Raw genomic sequence first — 14,107 nt, 5'->3', positions numbered from 1 at the left:
CGCAGCGGCGGCGTGGTGCGGATCGGTGGCTCCGCGCGCAGCGGCCGCGGCATCATCGATTCCGAGCGCGGCATTTCGCTGCGCGGCATCGGACGCGGCGGCGCCGGCTCGCTGCGAGGTTCGTTTCGCGGCTCCGGGCGGACCATAGGCTCCGGGACGAAGGCGGCGACCGGGTCCGGGCGGCGTTCCGGCAACGGTGCCACGGGGCGGCGAGGTTCGTCGATGAAAGACGGCCGGGCGGGGCGGGACAACGGCTCCGGCAAATGCGGTTCGGGATCGAAGCTGCTGTCATTGTCGGCCCAGTTGACGGCTTCCGACGTCGATGCGCCGCGCGGCGGCAATTCACTGCCGATATTGCCGCGCGACTGTGCCTGGTCGCGGCCGGGAATGGCGCGGACGATATTCGGCTCGACGACGATGTCGGTGGGGCCGCCGATCATTAGCAGATGCTCGACATTGTCGCGACGGACCAGCACCAGACGGCGGCGGCCGTCGACGGCGGCAGCATCGATCACGGCCAGTCGCGGCATCCGCCCGCGGCTCGCGTTGGTGCCGAGCCGGTTGCCGGCGAACCGGCGCACCAGCCAGGCCGACAGCCCGATCAGCGCCAGTACGACCACGAAGGCAAAGAAGAATGTGAGCGGTGTCTGCATACTCTAGTCCCCAGCCAAACAGCGCGTTGGTCGCGGATGGATTCGGCGCAAGCTGACCGCAAGGGTATCAGCAAACGCCGAATGCAGCGCGAGGCACGCCCTATCTGTTAACGCCCCACGGCAAAAACTGCCGTTGCATAATAATAAACCATGAATCGCTGCAGCCAAAACGACTTCTACCGCCCCGTCGTCCCGCTGTCGGCATTGGTTAACGCACCGAATCGGGCGAAAAAACGGTGGTCCGCGCCGGAAATCGGCGTTTTGCAGCATTCCTTTACGTTTCGGTAACGACTACCGCCAAATATTAACCCGAAATTAACCACGCGGGCGGCAAATTCTGCCTAGCTCAGGGCGATCCGCCTGGGGCCGGAGCGGAGAGAGCCCCATGGCAATCAGCGACATGCCGATGTTGTCGGCGCTGCGCACCAAAATGCAGTGGCACCAAGAGCGCCAGCGCGTGCTGGCCGATAACGTCTCCAATTCCGACACCCCCGGCTTCAAGCCGCAGGACCTCGTGGCGCCGAAATTCGACAAGATCGGCAATTCCGCCGCCGGTGGCGCCATGGGGCAACTCCCGATGATGCGCGCCAGCGGCACCAACATCATGCCGTCGGGCGGCGGCTCCAGTTTCGCGCCGAACAGCCGGGGCAGCTACGAGAGCCGTCCATCCGGCAATGCCGTCAACCTGGAAGACGAGATGATGAAGGTCTCGGCCAACCAGATGGACTATGCGGCGGCGACCTCACTCTACACCCGCAGCCTCGGCCTGCTGAAGACCGCCATCGGCAAGCGCTGACGAACCGGACGTTTAGGGAGACCGCGACATGGCAGACGACATCAGCGACTTCACGAAATCGATGGGCATCGCGACCTCGGGCCTGCGCGCCCAAGCGGGCCGCATGCGCGTGCTCTCGGAGAACATTGCCAACGCCGAATCGACCTCGCAGACGGCGGGCGGCGATCCGTATCGCCGCAAGGTGCCTTCCTTCACCTCGGTACTCGACCGCACGCTCGATTCCAGGGTCGTCGGCCTCGGCCGCGTCAGGCCGGACATGTCGACGTTCCGCGTCAAGTACGAGCCCGGCAACCCGGTCGCGGACGCCGCCGGCAACGTCAAATACCCGAACGTCAATCCGCTGATCGAAATGACCGACATGAAAGAGGCGCAGCGTTCGTACGAAGCCAACCTCAACATCATCAGCGCGACGCGCCGGATGATCCAGCGCACCCTCGATATTCTCAAGGCCTGAACAGGAAACCTGAGCCATGGCATCTCCCACAGTCGCCGCGAACGCCTATGCAAGTCTCGCCCGCATCATGGATGCCGGAGGCGGCGTCGGCGCCGGTATCGGCAAGGCCGCCGAGGGCGGCGGCCAGTCGTTTGGTGACATGCTGAAGGGCGCCATCGGCAGCGTACTGGATTCCGGCCGCAAGTCCGACGCACAGACCATCGCGATGACCAACGGCAAGGCCAATGTGATGGACGTGGTGACGGCGGTGGCCGAGACCGACGTCGCCGTCTCGACGCTGGTGTCGGTCCGCGACCGCGTCATCCAGTCCTACGAAGACATCATGAAGATGCCGATCTGAGGCTGCAGGCCCCGTCCTCGCTGCCGTCATTGCGAGGTCAGGGAAAGCCAATAGGCTTTCCCCTTAGCGAAGCGACGCGGCAATCCAGACTGTCACAGCTCGGCAAGAACTGGATTGCTTCGCAGCAAGGGCTCCTCGCAATGACGAAAGCAACTATCTGAGATTGGAATTGCTATGACCGGCCCCGAAACTCTTGACGTCGCGCGCGACGCGATCTGGACCATCGTCGTGGTGTCCGGCCCGCTGATGGTGGTCGGCCTGGTCGTCGGCGTCGTGGTGTCGCTGGTGCAGGCGCTGACCCAGATCCAGGAACAATCGCTGGTGTTCGTGCCGAAGATCCTGGCGATTTTCGCCACTTTGATGCTGGCGCTGCCATTCATGGGCGATGCGCTGCAGAGCTATATGCTGCGGATATCGTCGCGAATCATCGGGGGGTGATGCACAATCCCCCATGCGCATCGATGTCTCGCTTCTGCCCGCCCTTGCTGCCGCCTTCATGCTGGTATTTGCCCGCATCGGTACGATGGTGATGCTGTTGCCGGGGCTCGGCGAGGTCAACATCCCGGCGCGGGCCAAGCTGTCGATCGCGCTGATGCTGACCCTGGTCATTCTGCCGCTGCATCGCGCGGCCTATAACGTCGATACCGGCTCGATCGTGCCGCTGTTGGTGCTGATGGTGCATGAGATCGTCATCGGCATCGTGCTCGGCGCCACCGCGCGGGTGACGTTGTCGGCGCTGCAGGTCGCCGGTTCGATCATCGCCCAGCAACTTGGCCTGGGGTTCGTGACGTCCGTCGATCCGACCCAGGGCCAGCAGGGCGTGCTGATCGGCAACTTCCTGACCATCCTCGGCATCACGCTGCTGTTCGCCACCGATACGCACCATCTGGTGATCGCGGCGCTGAACGACAGCTACGCGATCTTCGCGCCGGGCGAGATCATGTCGTCGGGAGACGTCGCGCAACTTGCCACCAACGCCTTTGCAGCGGCGTTCAAGATCGGCACCCAGCTCGCCGCGCCGTTCCTGGTGTTCGGCCTGGTGTTCAACGTCGGGCTCGGCGTGCTGGCGCGCCTGATGCCGCAGATGCAGGTCTATTTCGTCGGCGTGCCACTTTCGATCATGATCGGCTTCCTGATCTTTGCCGTGGTGCTGGCGACCATGATGGGCACCTATCTCGATTACTTCATCGGCGTCATGCACCAGATGATGCCCCGAACCTGATGTGATCCGAAAGCACAGACATGTCTGACGACAGCGACGCAGAGAAAACACAGGACCCTACGCAAAAACGGCTCGACGACGCCCATGATCGGGGCGACGTTGCGAAGAGCCAGGAGGTCAATACCTGGTTTCTGATGGCCGGCGCGACGCTGGTGCTGTCGTCGTTCGGCAGTTCGATCGGGACCGGGCTGCAGGTCCCGTTCCGCAACCTGTTGCAGAACTCCTGGATGATCCGTACCGACGGGCCGGGACTGCTGACGTTGGTGAAGAGCCTGTGCGTCACGGTGCTGTCGACGATGGGAATGCCATTCCTGTTTCTGATCATTGCGGCCGTCGGCGGCAATCTGATTCAGCACAAGATGGTATTCTCGACCGAGGGACTGACGCCGAAGTTCAGCAAGATCTCGCCGATGGAAGGCGCCAAGCGGCTGTTCGGCAAGCAGGCGGCGGCGAATTTTCTCAAAGGGCTGTTCAAACTCGTCGTGCTGGGCGCCGTGATGTGCGCGGTGCTGTGGCCGGAGCGTTTTCGTATCGACGCGATGGTCCGCTTCGATCCGACCGTGATCCTCGGCACCACCGTGACGCTGACGCTGCAGTTGATGAGCGCCGTGGTGGCCATGCTCTCGGCGGTGGCGATCGCCGACTTCTTCTTCCAGTACCGGACCTGGTACGAGAAACAGAAGATGACGCTGCAGGAGGTCAAGGAAGAGTACAAGCAGTCCGAAGGCGACCCTCACATCAAGGGCAAGATCCGGCAGTTGCGTCATCAGATGATGAAGAAGCGCATGATGGCGGCGGTGCCCAAGGCCTCCGTGATCATCACCAACCCGACCCACTACGCTGTGGCACTGTCCTACGAACGCGGCATGACCGCGCCGATCTGCGTCGCCAAGGGCATGGACGCCATCGCGCTGAAAATCCGGGAAGTCGCCGGCAAACACGACATTCCGATCGTCGAAAACGTGCCGCTGGCCCGCGCGCTGTACGCCGCCACCAAGGTCGACGAGGAAATCCCCACCGAGCATTACCACGCGGTCGCTGAAATCATCGGCTACGTGATGGGTCTGAAGCGCGGCTTCAACGGGCGACGAACGTGACGCGACGTTGCCGAATCAGTCTGGGGAACCCGCCGCCGCGCCGCGAATTGGCCGTGAGCGGGCCGACGCGGCGCTTGCGCTGGCCGGCCCGATTGAGGCACTCAGGAGGCGCGCAAGCCCGCGCGGCCACCGTTGAAAACAGGCGACAAACCGTCCGATGACCGCCGAGACCGACCACGAGCGCCAGATCTCCCTGACGGCGCCGAATCCGATGGTGCATGAGCCGGCACGGCGTGGCGGCAGCATCGTGCTGGTATTGTTGATTGCAGCGGCGATCATCGCTGCCGCGGTGGGTTTCATGACGCTGGGGCGGACCCAGGCGCAGCCTTATATTCTGGGCCTGCTGGCACTGCTGGCAATGGTCGGCCTGTTCACGCTGTTCGCCTTTGCCGCGGGCATCGTCCGCTTTGCCGATCGCTCCAATGACGATCCGATCATGCGCTCGGTGACCGATCACGCCTTCGACGGCATCGCGGTGACCGACGTCCGTGGCCACGTCGTCTATGCCAACGTGGCCTATCTCGCGCTGACGGGAGCGGCGAACGTGCAGGAGGCCCGGCCCGTGGAGCGGGTGTTCATCGGCAATCCCGACGTCTCGGAAGCGGTATTCCGCCTGCTCAAGGCGTCCCGCGAGGGCAAGCGCCAGCAGGAGGAGGTCCGGGTCGCCGCCGCCGACGGCAGCAGCCATGGCCGCTGGCTGCGCATGCGGGTTCGTCCGCTCGGCACCTCCAAGCGCGAGGCAAAATCGACGGTGTGGACGGTGGCCGATATCACCCGGGATCGCGAGCGCCAGGAAGACGTATTTCAGGAACTGCAGCACGCCATCGAATATCTCGACCATGCGCCGTGCGGCTTCTTTTCGGTCAATCCGAAGGGCGAGCTGGTCTATGTCAACGCCACCCTGGCAAACTGGCTCGACCACGATCTGGCGGAAATCGGCTCCGGCGGCCTGAAGCTGACCGACATCGTGTCCGGGGACGGCGCTTCGCTGCTGACCTCGATCGTGCCGGTGCCCGGCGAAGTCAAAACCGAAGTGTTCGACATCGACCTACGGATGCGCAACGGCAAGACCATGCCGGTGCGGCTCTACCACAAGCTGGCTTTCGGCGCTGACGGCGTGCCCGGAGCCTCGCGTACCCTTGTGATCAGCCGCGCCCGCGACGAGCGCTCCGATCCGCAGCGCGCCGCCGAGGTGCGCTTCATGCGCTTCTTCGATCATACGCCGATGGCGATCGCCACCGTCGATCGCGGCGGCACCGTGGTGCGCGGCAATGCCCGCTTCGCCAAGCTGGCGCAGAGCCTCAGCGCGTCGGGCGCCGTCAACAAGTCGATCCTGTCCGCCGTCAGCGAGCGCGACCGCAGTCTGCTGATATCGGCGATCGGCCATGCCGCCGAAGGCCAGGGCGATATCCCGCCGGTCGAGGCGCTGCTCGAAGGCGCCAAGGAACGCTGGGGGCAATTTTTCGTCACCGCCGTGGAAGAGGACGAGCGCGAGACCGAAGCCGCCATCGTCTACATGCTGGAGACCACCGAGCGGCGCACGCTCGAGAACCAGATCAACCAGTCGCAGAAGATGGATATGGTCGGCCAGCTCGCCGGCGGCATCGCCCACGACTTCAACAACGTGCTGTCCGCCATCATGATGGCCAACGACTTCCTGCTGAACGCGCACAAGCCGACCGTTCCGTCGTTCCAGGACATCATGCAGATCAAGCAGAACGCTACGCGCGCCGCGACGTTGGTGCGGCAGTTGCTGGCGTTCTCGCGCCGGCAGACGCTGCGACCGCAGGTGCTGCATCTCGGCGACGCCTTGAGCGACCTCACCATGCTGCTGCGCCGGCTGATCGGCGAGAAGGTCAAGCTCGACCTGGTGCACGGCCGCGACCTGTGGCCGGTGAAAGTCGATGTTTCGCAATTCGAGCAGGTCATCGTCAATCTGGCGGTCAATGCCCGCGACGCGATGGCCGACGGCGGCACGCTGACGGTGCGCACGGTCAACGTGTCGGCGCAGGAAGCCGAGCGGCTGTCCTACAAGGGCATGCCGCCTTCCGACTATGTACGGATCGATGTCAGCGACACCGGCACCGGCATTCCCGCCGACATCGTCGAAAAGATATTCGAGCCGTTCTTCTCCACCAAGGAAGTCGGCAAAGGCACCGGCCTTGGGCTCTCGACGGTGTACGGCATCGTCAAGCAGACTGGCGGCTTCATCTATGTCGACTCCGAAGCGGGCAAGGGCACCTCGTTCCGGATCTTCCTGCCACGGCATCACCAGGAACTGGAAGTCGCGCCCGATCCCGCGGTTGTCGCCGCTGCCGCCAAGGAAGCGGCCGCCGAGGCCAAGCCGCGCGCCGACCTGACCGGGCAGGGCACCATCCTGCTGGTGGAGGACGAAGAAGGTCTGCGCTCGCTGAACGCCCGCGGCCTGCGCTCGCGCGGCTACACCGTCGTTGAAGCCTCGAACGGCATCGAGGCGCTGGAAGTGCTGGAGGAGCAGGACGGCAAGGTCGATCTGGTGGTCTCCGACGTGGTGATGCCGGAGATGGACGGGCCGACGCTGCTGAAGGAAATGCGTGCGCGCAATCCCGACCTCAAGATCATCTTCGTCTCCGGCTACGCCGAGGAAGCCTTCGAGAAGAGCCTGCCGGAGAACGAGCAGTTCGCATTCCTGGCCAAGCCCTTTGCGCTCAGCGCGCTGATCGCCAAGGTCAAGGAAACCATGACGCCGCCGTCGTGACGGGGCGGCGGGCATTCCCCACCATGCCGGGTTGCAGAGTTCGTCATGCCCGGTGCAATGCCGCGCATCCACATTTGCGCGGATTATCGCGACGGCTGGAGCGCCGGCCATAGCAAATTCGCGCTGCACCATAAAATCGCCACTAAGCGACTGTCGCACCCGCGACCGAGGGCCGCAGCCATTATTGAAGATGAGTGCTTCCTTTTTGGGCTGATCTCACCATCTTAGCGAAGCTTCCCCCTGCCGGGGATTGAGGGAATAGCCATGAATTTCACCATGCGTACGCGCGGCCTCGTCAAGACGATGGCCGTCGTCCTGTCGGTGGCGATGCCGTTGATGCTTGCAGTCTCTGCTGCCGACGCCCGCGTCGGCGGCGGCAGCAGCTCGGGTTCGCGCGGCACCCGCACCTTCTCCGCGCCGCCCAGCACGTCCACCGCTCCCAACGCGGCGCAGCCGTTCAATCGCACCATGACCCAGCCGGGTTCGCCGGGCATGGCTGGCCCCGCCGCGGCGGGCGCGGCCGCCAAGGGCGGGTTCTTCAACCGGCCCGGCATGGGCATGCTTGGCGGCCTCGCCGCCGGCTTCCTCGGCGCCGGTCTGCTTGGCATGCTATTCGGTGGCGGCATGTTCTCCGGCCTCGGCGGCATTTCGTCAATCATCGGCCTGCTGCTGCAGGTCGGCCTGGTCATCATCGTCGTCCGCCTGGCGATGTCGTGGTGGCAGCGTCGCAATGCGAACCAGACCGCGTCGGCCTATGCCGGCCCGGCCGCGGGTCCTGACGTCGGCCCGGGCCAGAATGCCCAGACCTATGCGCGCAATGGCAGCGGTTTCGGCATCGGCGCCAACGCCGCGCCGCTTGAAATCGTGCCGGCCGACTACGAAGCGTTCGAGAAGCTCCTGAGCGATGTTCAGGCCGCCTGGTCGGACGAGGACGTGGCCAAGCTGCACACGTTGGCGACTCCCGAAATGGTCTCGTACTTCACCAAGGATCTCGAAGAGAACAAGGCGAAGAACGACATCAACAAGGTGTCGAACGTCAAGCTGCTGCAGGGCGATCTGGCCGAATCCTGGCGCGAGGGCGATACCGACTACGCGTCCGTTGCGATGCGCTTCGCGCTGATCGACAAGACGCTGGAGCGCGGCACCAACCGCCTCGTGGCCGGCAGCGAGACGCCGATCGAAGCCACGGAAGTGTGGACCTTCGTGCGGCCGCGCGGTTCCAATTGGGAGCTGTCGGCGATCCAGCAGGCCTGAGCCGCTGCGATATCAAGTCAATGCGAGGCGCCGCGGTCATCCGCGGCGCCTTTTTCTTGGCGCGAGCGCACGTTTCATTTCCGCAGCGGCGGAATAATGGGCGCGGCGCCGTGTTGATCTGATGCGGTGCCGCGCCGACGTAGCGGCTCATAAAAAAATATTGGAGGATACGATGCCCACACGCTTCACCACGATCTCGCGCCTCGGCCTGTGCGCCGGCGCACTCGCCGTCGCCTTTGCTTCCATTCCCCCCGCCGCCGCTCAAGGTGCCGACACCAGCTTCTTCGTCACCAGCAACGGCATCGGCAATGGCGGCAATCTCGGCGGTCTCGCCGGCGCCGACAACCAGTGCCAGACGCTGGCGCAGGCATCGGGCGCGGGCGCCAAGACGTGGCGCGCTTATCTCTCGACCCAAGCCGCCGACGGGAAGCCGGCGATCAATGCACGCGACCGCATCGGTGCCGGGCCATGGAAGAATGCCAAGGGCGTCGTGATCGCAAAAGACGTCGCCGAGCTGCACGGCGCCAACAACCTCTCCAAGCAGACCGCGCTGAGCGAAAAGGGCGAAGTCATCAACGGCCGCGGCGACACGCCGAACCGTCACGACATCCTGACCGGATCGCAGGCCGACGGCACCGCCTTTGCCGGCGCCGACGATCGCACCTGCAAGAACTGGACGAGCAGCACCCAGGGCGCCGCCATGCTCGGCCATGCCGATCGCACCGGCCTCGACGAAACGCCGCCGGCGAAGTCCTGGAATACGTCGCATCCCTCGCGCGGTCCGGATGGCGGCTGTTCGCAAGCCGACCTGAAGAGCACCGGCGGCGACGGGTTGTTGTACTGCTTCGCGGCGAATTGAGTTTCGCTGAAGGGTTCGTGCCCCGGACGCAGTGTGCTACGACGCCTTTGCGTCGTGGTGCGCTGCAGAGCCGGGGCCGTTCCAAGCGCCGGCGCCCGCAACGGTCCCGGATCTGCGGAGCAGCGTTGTCGGCGATGCTTCGCATCGCCTGCGCTGCACCGCGTCCGGGACAAGAAAACTTAAGCCACTGCTAGGGCAGCAACCTGCTCGACAATTGCTGGCACTTCGCTGCGCTCGAATTGCCTTGCCGCCTCCATCGCCGCCGGCAATTTCGCCAGCGGCATCGGGCGCGCGAAAAGATAGCCCTGGCCTTTCTGGCAGCCTTCATCCAGCAGGAATTGCCACTGCGCATCGGTCTCGATGCCTTCCGCGAGCACCGGCGTGTTCAGGCTGCGGCCGAGCGCCAGCACGGTGCGAACGATGGCGCAGGCGGCAGCGTCTTCCGGAATCCGCCGTACGAACGACTGGTCGAGCTTGATCTTGTCGAACGGAAATGCGTGCAGCGTCGCCAATGACGAATGGCCGGTGCCGAAATCGTCCATCGCGACCGAGATGCCCATCGACTTCAGCTTGCGCAGGATGTGCAGCCCGCGGGTCTGGTCCGACATCAGCGTGGATTCCGTGACCTCGATCTCCAGCCGCTTGGGCGACAGCCCGGTCTCGATCAGGATGCCATGAATGGTCTCGGCGAGATCGTCGCAGCAGAACTGCACCGGTGACAGGTTCACGGCGATGGTGCCGGGCAGGCGACCCGCGGCGGCTTCGAAGCAGGCTTTGCGCAGCGCCCATTCGCCCATGCCGATGATGGCCTCGGTCTCTTCCGCCAGTGGAATGAACTCGGCTGGCGAAATCATGCCGCGCTTCGGGTGATTCCAGCGCATCAGCGCCTCCGAGCCGCAGATCGCACCGTCATCGAGCGTCGTCTGCAACTGGTAGTGCAGCTCCAGTTCATCGTTTTCTGCCGCAGTCTGCAGGTCGCGCGCCAGAGCGCGGCGGGCGCGGGCGGCGTCGTCCATCTCGCGCTCGTAGGCGCAGATCGCCGCGCGCCGCTGGCTCTTGCCGCGATGCATCGCGAGCTTCGCATTGCTCAGCAACTGGTCGCGCTCCCTGGTATCGGTGGGAAAGATCGAGTAGCCGACCGAGGCGGTGAGGGTGACGGTCTGGTCCTGCAGCTGGAAGGGCCTGGCCAGCGCCTGCGCGATGCGTTCCGCGAAAGCTCTTGCATCGTGTGGATGGTTGCCGGACATCTGCAGGCCCAGAAATTCGTCGCCGCTCTGCCGCGCCAAAAATTCGCCCGGACCCAGCACACGACGCATGCGGTCGGCGACCTCGATCAGCAGTTGGTCTCCGCCGCTGGGGCCGAACAGGTCGTTGACGTCTTTGAAACCGTCGAGGTCGATCGAGAAAGCCGCGAGCTTGTGCGCAAGTTCGTGCGATTCGGCTGCCGCGAACGAAAGCCGCTCGTTGAAGGCGATGCGATTCGGCAGGCCGGTCATGGTGTCGTTGAACGACAACTGGTGAATGCGTTCGGCGGACTCGGTGCGCGATTTGAGGTCGATGATGTAAGACGAGAAACCGCTGCCGATCACCAGCAGCACCGCCAGCACCACGCCGGCGCCGAGCATCTTCGCCGGCACCAGTTCAGGCGACAGCGCGATCGCCATGTCGGGCACGGCGTTGACCGATACGGTCAGCGCGTAATGCATGGCGCAGATCATGAACGCCAGCACGACCGCGGCGCCATGGCGGCACCAGCGTGTCACCGGGCGGTTAGCGCGGTTGACCGACAGCGCGCTGAGCCCGAGGCCGAGCAGCAGGGTGATCGCCACGCCGGCGCTGTTCAACTGCGTCGTGCCCGAGATGTGCCAGGCCTTGAGTCCGATATAGTTCATGGCCAGGATACCGGCGCCCATCACCAGGCCGCCGAGTTCCGGTGCCAGCGCGGGCCGGTGCCGGCTCCCGATCTCAAAGCCGACCAGGCAGGAGATGATGGCAATCGGCAGCGTCGCCGCCGTTGGCACCAGCTCGAAGCCACTGTTTAGCGACGGATCCAGCGCCAGGATCGAGATGAAAGTGGAGGCCCATAGCGCTGCGCCGGTGCCGACCGAGGCCATGAACAGCCAGCCATAGCGCGTCGAGCCCTTGGTGGCGCGGGCGCGGGCGAAATGGCGCATACCGACCCAGGTGCCGAACAGGCATACGGCGCCGGCGACGAGCACCAGCACCTGGTGGATGACAAAAATGAATGTCTGATCTTGTGGCATGTGACACGCTCCTGCGTATCATCGTACGAAGCGGGGGCTTAATTGGTTGTGCCCGGGTGTCCTGATACGCGGCATTGGCCGGCTGGAACAGGAATCAGCGTTGAGGAACCGTAAAGCCTCCTGCGAACAGTGCGCTGCGACGGCTGCCGACCAACGCGCTGAACGAAAACGGGCACGATCTCTTAACGCCATACTGCAGCGACGTGGGGTTTCCAATGCGATATGAGCTTTACTACTGGCCGACCATCCAGGGCCGCGGCGAATATGTTCGCCTGGTGCTGGAAGACGCCGGCGCCGACTATGCGGATGTGGCCCGCGGCAAGGGTGGCACCGCGGCGATGATGAAGATGATCGAGAGAAACGGCCCCACGCCGCCGTTTGCGCCGCCATTCCTGAAAGCAGGCCGCCTCGTGATCGGCCAGACCGCCAACATCCTGCACTATCTCGGGCCGCGCCACGGGCTGGCGCCGAAAGCGGAAGCGGGCCGGATATGGCTGCATCAGTTGCAGTTGACGGTTAGCGATTTCGTCGCCGAGGTGCACGACACCCATCATCCGATCGGCGTATCGCTATATTACGAGGACCAGAAGGGGCCGGCCAGGAAACGGACGGCGGAATTCTGGAACGAACGCGTGCCGAAATATCTCGGTTACTTCGAGAGATTGCTGGCAGCAAGCGGCAGCGCCTACATCACCGGCCGCAAGGCGACCTATGTCGATCTCTCGCTGTTCCAGATCGTCGAGGGGCTGCGCTACGCGTTTCCGAAGCGGATGCAGGCGTTCGAGCGCAACATCCCCAGCCTGGTCGCGTTACGTGACCAGGTGGCGATCAGGCCGAACATCAAGGCCTATCTAGCCAGCGAACGCCGGATTGCCTTCAACAAGGATGGCATCTTCCGGCATTACAAGGCGCTGGACCTGTGACCCAGCGCCCCGTCGTCGTTCAGGCCATCGTTCAGGCGAACTGGTCGATCCGGGTGCCCTGGCCGGGCGGCAGCGCGGCGCGTGGCGGCGGCGGGGCGACGCGGCTGTCGTCCTTGTCGCGGTCACTCGCCTTGACGGGGGCCGGCTGGGCCTCGATCGGCTTTACATTGGTTACCGCCGGTGCGGCGCTCACGGACGAAGCACTCATGTTGATATCCCTGTTGCATCAATCCGGCGACCGTGGGCGCGCCGCAACAAGGAGTGGTGAATCGATCGAAGCAATTTGAAGGGATGGCGATGAGATCAACATGGTAGTGAACGAGGTTGGCGGAATATAGCTATACTTTGAGTAAAAGCCGCAGCTGAACGGTGCCGCACATGTCGCGTGACCCACCCTGCGGCCGAGTTCGGCCTCACTCATCCTTGCTGCGCGAAATCGTGATCGTCGCGCTGGTCTTGTTGCGGGTGCAGCGCATGTCGAGGCGCCGGTAGCGCAGCTTGACGTCGTCGCCGCGAAAAATGCCCATGCGGCCGATGCAGCGCGTCGCGCCGTTCAGCGTGTCCGGCTTCGGGATCGTGAAGATGATCGCCGCGGCGCCGGCGACCAGGTTCAGGAACGCTGGCGCCGGCTTGCGGCTGTCGGCGGCGGCGTAGAACTCATTGGTGACGCTGCGGCTGGGGCAGCCGAGCCGGACCTGCTTGGCGGCCGGATGGGTGAGATAGATCACATTGGCCGCGGTGCGGCCGATACTGATCCCGTCAATCTGGCCCTTGAGCTGGCGGGCAATATCGTCACAGCGATCGGCGCGGGCCGGCGTGGCGGCGAGCGCGATGGTGGCGAGAAGCGTAAGCAGCAGAATTCTGGATGTTGGTGTCATGAAGTCCCCTTGCATCATCAAAGCGCGGGCGGCGGCTTTGTGCAAGAGGAGGGCTGTTCTCGCAGTCGGTAGAGACCTTTGCGCTCGCTTCATTCCATCTTCGTACCCGATAATTTCACCGCGGCATCGGCCTTCGCGGCTTCCTTGGTGAGAAACGATTGCATCTGCTTGGGCGTCGAGCCGACCAGTTCGATGCCGAGGCTACCCAGGCGCTGCTGCGTCGCGGGCCGCTTCAACGCGTCCGCGAAGGCGTCGCTCCATTTGGCCACGATCTCAGGCGGCGTTTCCCTGCGCGCCAGCGCCCCGAACCATGATTTCGAGGTGAAGCCGCTGAGGCCGAGTTCGTTCAGCGTCGGCACATCCGGCATCGATGGCAGCCGCGTTTCATTGGCGACCGCGATCGGCCGTAACGTAGCGCCTTTGAGCTGTTCGGAGACATTCTGCAGATCGCCGAGCATGGCGTTGACGTGACCGGCCACGAGATCGTTCATCGCCGGTGCGCTGCCCTTGTAGGGCACATGGGTGATCTCGATGCCGAGCTTGCGCTTGAGGACCTCGAAGCCGAGGTGGTTCGACGATCCACTGCCGAACGATGCGAAACTGGCTTTGCCGTTCTGCGCTTTGGCCCAG

Annotated in this window: 15 protein-coding genes; 10 read left to right on the top strand and 5 right to left on the bottom strand. The window is 64.3% G+C overall.

What is annotated here, in order from left to right:
• Nucleotides 1-653, bottom strand: a 653-nt coding sequence (locus tag JWR89_RS22675; protein WP_299720340.1) for a flagellar biosynthetic protein FliO, incomplete at its 3' end; no start/stop codon positions are given.
• Nucleotides 654-1,038: 385 nt separating this feature from the next.
• Between JWR89_RS22675 and flgB the strand changes: the two genes are divergently transcribed.
• From flgB to JWR89_RS22630, 9 genes are all read left to right on the top strand, one after another.
• Nucleotides 1,039-1,449 (top strand): flagellar basal body rod protein FlgB, encoded by a 411-nt coding sequence (gene flgB / locus JWR89_RS22670; RefSeq protein ID WP_299720339.1) that lies wholly within the window; start codon nucleotides 1,039-1,041, stop codon nucleotides 1,447-1,449.
• 28 nt (nucleotides 1,450-1,477) lie between these two features.
• Nucleotides 1,478-1,903, top strand: a complete 426-nt coding sequence (gene flgC / locus JWR89_RS22665; protein ID WP_299720338.1) for a flagellar basal body rod protein FlgC — start codon at nucleotides 1,478-1,480, stop codon at nucleotides 1,901-1,903.
• A 16-nt stretch (nucleotides 1,904-1,919) separates the two neighbouring features.
• Entirely contained in the window at nucleotides 1,920-2,243 is a 324-nt protein-coding gene (gene fliE / locus JWR89_RS22660; protein WP_299720336.1) for a flagellar hook-basal body complex protein FliE, read from the top strand.
• A gap of 174 nt (nucleotides 2,244-2,417) precedes the next feature.
• Entirely contained in the window at nucleotides 2,418-2,681 is a 264-nt protein-coding gene (gene fliQ, locus JWR89_RS22655; protein ID WP_299720334.1) for a flagellar biosynthesis protein FliQ, read from the top strand.
• Between the two features lie 13 nt (nucleotides 2,682-2,694).
• On the top strand, nucleotides 2,695-3,465 hold the full coding sequence (fliR, locus tag JWR89_RS22650) for a flagellar biosynthetic protein FliR (RefSeq protein ID WP_299720332.1): 771 nt from the start codon (nucleotides 2,695-2,697) through the stop codon (nucleotides 3,463-3,465).
• Between the two features lie 20 nt (nucleotides 3,466-3,485).
• Nucleotides 3,486-4,562: a flagellar biosynthesis protein FlhB gene (gene flhB, locus JWR89_RS22645; RefSeq protein ID WP_299720330.1), complete on the top strand. Its 1,077-nt coding sequence runs from the start codon at nucleotides 3,486-3,488 to the stop codon at nucleotides 4,560-4,562.
• Between the two features lie 157 nt (nucleotides 4,563-4,719).
• The gene (cckA, locus tag JWR89_RS22640; RefSeq protein ID WP_299720329.1) at nucleotides 4,720-7,299 is read left to right on the top strand and encodes a cell cycle histidine kinase CckA; all 2,580 of its coding nucleotides are present in this window, start codon (nucleotides 4,720-4,722) and stop codon (nucleotides 7,297-7,299) included.
• Nucleotides 7,300-7,563: 264 nt separating this feature from the next.
• Nucleotides 7,564-8,553, top strand: a complete 990-nt coding sequence (locus JWR89_RS22635) for a TIM44-like domain-containing protein (protein ID WP_299720328.1) — start codon at nucleotides 7,564-7,566, stop codon at nucleotides 8,551-8,553.
• A gap of 172 nt (nucleotides 8,554-8,725) precedes the next feature.
• The gene (locus JWR89_RS22630) at nucleotides 8,726-9,412 is read left to right on the top strand and encodes a lectin (RefSeq protein ID WP_299720327.1); all 687 of its coding nucleotides are present in this window, start codon (nucleotides 8,726-8,728) and stop codon (nucleotides 9,410-9,412) included.
• A 179-nt stretch (nucleotides 9,413-9,591) separates the two neighbouring features.
• Here JWR89_RS22630 and JWR89_RS22625 read toward each other — a convergent pair whose 3' ends face one another.
• Complete coding sequence (locus JWR89_RS22625; RefSeq protein WP_299720326.1) at nucleotides 9,592-11,676, bottom strand: EAL domain-containing protein; 2,085 nt, start codon at nucleotides 11,674-11,676, stop codon at nucleotides 9,592-9,594.
• A gap of 215 nt (nucleotides 11,677-11,891) precedes the next feature.
• Here JWR89_RS22625 and JWR89_RS22620 point away from each other — a divergent pair, with 215 nt between their 5' ends.
• Nucleotides 11,892-12,599, top strand: a complete 708-nt coding sequence (locus JWR89_RS22620; RefSeq protein WP_299720325.1) for a glutathione S-transferase — start codon at nucleotides 11,892-11,894, stop codon at nucleotides 12,597-12,599.
• Between the two features lie 31 nt (nucleotides 12,600-12,630).
• Here the strand turns inward: JWR89_RS22620 and JWR89_RS22615 are convergent, their stop codons facing one another.
• The 3 genes from JWR89_RS22615 to JWR89_RS22605 all read right to left on the bottom strand — a co-directional run.
• Complete coding sequence (locus JWR89_RS22615; RefSeq protein ID WP_299720324.1) at nucleotides 12,631-12,807, bottom strand: hypothetical protein; 177 nt, start codon at nucleotides 12,805-12,807, stop codon at nucleotides 12,631-12,633.
• Between the two features lie 205 nt (nucleotides 12,808-13,012).
• The gene (locus JWR89_RS22610; protein ID WP_299720323.1) at nucleotides 13,013-13,477 is read right to left on the bottom strand and encodes a hypothetical protein; all 465 of its coding nucleotides are present in this window, start codon (nucleotides 13,475-13,477) and stop codon (nucleotides 13,013-13,015) included.
• Between the two features lie 89 nt (nucleotides 13,478-13,566).
• A partial coding sequence (locus tag JWR89_RS22605) for a tripartite tricarboxylate transporter substrate binding protein (RefSeq protein WP_299720322.1) occupies nucleotides 13,567-14,107 on the bottom strand: 541 nt, incomplete at its 5' end.

Source organism: Tardiphaga sp. (assembly GCF_028290785.1).
In the GTDB taxonomy this organism is placed as follows: domain Bacteria; phylum Pseudomonadota; class Alphaproteobacteria; order Rhizobiales; family Xanthobacteraceae; genus Tardiphaga.
Note: the sequence above shows the minus strand (reverse complement) of the source record. Positions and strands in the feature narration are given on the sequence as shown.